At 58.7% G+C, this 2,967-nt stretch carries 3 protein-coding genes and 1 tRNA gene; all 4 read right to left on the reverse strand.

Going from position 1 to position 2,967, the window contains the following annotated elements:
* Positions 1–37: 37 nt before the first annotated feature.
* Positions 38–122: transfer RNA gene (locus tag NW820_RS11555), tRNA-Ser, on the reverse strand.
* A 74-nt stretch (positions 123–196) separates the two neighbouring features.
* Positions 197–625 carry a DUF2358 domain-containing protein gene (locus tag NW820_RS11560; RefSeq protein WP_414407550.1) on the reverse strand — a complete coding sequence of 143 codons (429 nt, stop codon included), beginning with the start codon at positions 623–625 and terminating at the stop codon, positions 197–199.
* Positions 622–1,419 carry an MBL fold metallo-hydrolase gene (locus NW820_RS11565; RefSeq protein ID WP_414407551.1) on the reverse strand — a complete coding sequence of 266 codons (798 nt, stop codon included), beginning with the start codon at positions 1,417–1,419 and terminating at the stop codon, positions 622–624. The genes NW820_RS11560 and NW820_RS11565 overlap by 4 nt, the downstream gene beginning before the upstream one ends.
* A gap of 15 nt (positions 1,420–1,434) precedes the next feature.
* Complete coding sequence (locus tag NW820_RS11570; protein WP_414407552.1) at positions 1,435–2,775, reverse strand: TldD/PmbA family protein; 1,341 nt, start codon at positions 2,773–2,775, stop codon at positions 1,435–1,437.
* Positions 2,776–2,967 lie beyond the last annotated feature (192 nt).

A 2,967-nucleotide genomic window follows, 5' to 3' on the forward strand; every position in this document is an offset into this window, starting at 1 on the left:
AAGAGCTTTCTGGACTTCAGTGGACGTTATCGGATTACGGAGAGAGTGGGATTCGAACCCACGGTGAGTTGCCCCACACAGCATTTCCAGTGCTGCGCCTTCGACCACTCGGCCATCTCTCCAGATTGAGAATAGGGGCGACTTTCCAGGAGGGCTAAAAAGTCAGCTTTGTGATCCTAGCAAAGGATGGAAGCTATTAACGGGATCCTTTGGGATCCCCAGGCCGAAACATCTGCAGCAGCACTTCCCAGCGGGAGCATCGCCAGTAGTCAATATGGGATCCGATTAACCCCGACTCGTTGATCTGTATTTCTGTCCAGCCGGGGATGCACAGGCGGGGACGCCAAGGCAAAGCCAAAGAACCGCTTAGGATCCACTCGGTGCGGATCTGGTTGCCGGTTTGCCGAATATCCTGCAGCTCGAGACGGATATCCTGTAGCCAACGCCCTATCCCCTCGATCATGCGGCGATAGCGATCCAAGCCGCGAAACTCGTTGAGGGGATCCCGGAAGTAAACCTGCGGGTCGTAGATCGCATAGGTCTGATCCCGGGGAAAGCGAGCGTAATCTGCCCGCAAGATGGCCACCAGATCGGCGCTAGGCGGGGCTTGGGAAGGAAGGCTCATGTCTTGGCCACGACAGAAAGAGACACCGTTTCTCCGGGGGCGGGGCAACACAACTGGATGGATTGGGACGTGGCGGCATTCAAGGCTGCCAGCTTTTCTCGAAACTCCTGCAGGCTGCCCAAGGGGCGGATCTGGGCGGCAAACCACCCGTGGTAGTCCACCTCTCCCATCGCCGTAGGGATCACCTGCTGGGGGCGTAGGGCTGCCACCACCTCCAGGGCCCGCTCTGGCCCCATGATCACCTCTCCCAAGAGGGGAAAGATCTGCCCCACCACCGGGATCAGCAGAGTATGAATGGGGCACAATTCCTGCTGCAGCCGCGGGCGGACATCCGGCTGGGACAGATGAGGCTCGTAGTAAAGCCGTGTCTGAGAGGGCACCTCTTCCAGCAGATAGCCCAGCTCACGGACAGGCCCTAGGGGCGCACCGGGAATGGCTGTGACCCGCAGATCCCCCCAGCGAACAGACTGCCAGGGATCCAGAGCCTGAACCGTTGCAAATCCCAGACTCTTCACGACTCTGGCTGCAGCCGGCGAGGCCAAAACGGGGATCCGCTTATCCAGGCGCTGCAACGTTGGTGGGTGGCAGTGATCCGGCTGGGCTTGGCTGAGGAGGATCCCGTCGATTTTGGGCAAGGTCTCCGGCGTAAAAGGGAGCGGCTGGCGGTGCTCCAGGCGGATGAACCAGGGGATCCCCAGAAACACCAGGGGATCCACCAGCCACGGATCCAATAGGAAGGTTTGCTCCCGGGTGTGGATGAGCCAACTGTTGAGGTCGATGCGGGTCAGTTGCATGAGTTTGAAGTGAGGTTATTGCCCGGTAATGGAGAGATCGGCAACCCAAATGCGGGGACACAGCCCACCGGGTGTGACTTGCGGCTCGGGCTCGACGTAGAAAATCGACTTCAACAGCTCCAGGAAGTCTCCGGCCACCGTGGCCGCTTCGATGCTGATGCGTTCTCCTTGGCGTACCCACCACCCCTGAAACGGCAGCGAGAAGGATCCCTGTAGGGGCTTAACGCCGGCATGAAGCGCTTGCAGCTCATCGATCCAAACTACATTTTCAGCTGTAGCCAAGTCATAGGTGCTCTCCGGCGGTGCCCCGGCAAATACATGGTAGTAGTGGGCGGCAACTGTGACCTTGGCGCCGATGTTGGCATGGCCGGTGGGCTTGGCTCCTAGGCGCTTAGCCGTACCGGCGCTGTGCAAAAAGTGGGTCAAGACCCCATTGGTGATGAGAGGGACACGGCGAGTGGGGGTGCCTTCTCCATCAAAGCTGATCGCTCCCACATTGGTCGGGTGTAGAGCATCATCACACACCGATAGGAGAGGCGAGGCAATGGTCTTGCCCAGGGATTCTGGGGTGGACAGGCTTTGGTTGTCCAAAATGTTTTGAGCATTGAACACATTGGAGAAGGCGCTCAACAAACTCAAAAAGGCTTCTCCGGAAAAGACCACTGTGTATTTTCCAGAAGGGATCCGCTCGTACTCCAGATGGCTAATCAGTTTCTCAGCAGCTTCCTGCACACAACCCTGGATATCCAACTCATCCAGGCTGCGGGCCACTCGCATGGCTCCAGCGCTGCGGGGTTTGCGTCCTTCTTGCTCTGCCTTGCTGTAGAGAAAAACCGAAGCAAGGGTATGCTCCTCTTGTCGTAGGGCTTGGTGGCTGTTGAGGTAGAAGCGGTTGATCTGCCGCTGCGCTAGGCCGTTGTAGGGCACCCCCTGAATGGCGGGATGGGATCCCAGCAGTGCCTTTTCGGCAGCCACCAACTGTTCCAACAAGTCGCCGGCCAAAGCCAACGGCCCTTTGTCGTTACAAGGCTGGGCAATGGGCAGAGTGGCTTCCGGGCTGAATTGAGGGGCATGTTCCCGCACGCCAAAATGGCTGGCTTCAAAGGCCGTTTGCAGGGCCAGTTCCAGCCCCGCCTCATCCACATCGGTGGTGGAAGTTACTCCCACCTGCCCTTGGTCGTTCCAGGCCCGCACCGTCACGCTGCAGCGGTGGGAAGCCTTGACCTGGCGAGGTTCCCCATGATCTACCTGCACGCTGGTTTCATCCACTTGAGCCCCGTAGAGATCAAACTGAGGGATCCCCAGCCGCCGGGCACAGCTTTGTGTCTGTTCTGCCAACACCTCGACTTGCACCATTGCCACTCCCCAAGTTCCTGTTGCCATCCAGCGCCTCTAGTAAACTACCCGCACTCATGCTGACGCAGAGCGCTCCGCACCGCTAAAGCGAAAGAGTGCAGGCTTTCGGTAGCCCTGTAGTTGGCAAGCCAACCACGGACCTCTAGGCTGGTTTACAGCAGCCCCAAGTTTGGCAATCATGTTGGCCCCATT

This window comes from Synechococcus sp. R55.7 (genome assembly GCF_047461955.1).
In the GTDB taxonomy this organism is placed as follows: domain Bacteria; phylum Cyanobacteriota; class Cyanobacteriia; order Thermostichales; family Thermostichaceae; genus Thermostichus.

Coding starts and splice junctions, on each gene's coding strand:
- NW820_RS11560 (WP_414407550.1), bottom strand. CDS start 625: ATGAGCCTTCCTTCCCAAGCCCCGCCTAGCGCCGATCTGGTGGCCATC.
- NW820_RS11570 (WP_414407552.1), bottom strand. CDS start 2,775: ATGGTGCAAGTCGAGGTGTTGGCAGAACAGACACAAAGCTGTGCCCGG.
- NW820_RS11565 (WP_414407551.1), bottom strand. CDS start 1,419: ATGCAACTGACCCGCATCGACCTCAACAGTTGGCTCATCCACACCCGG.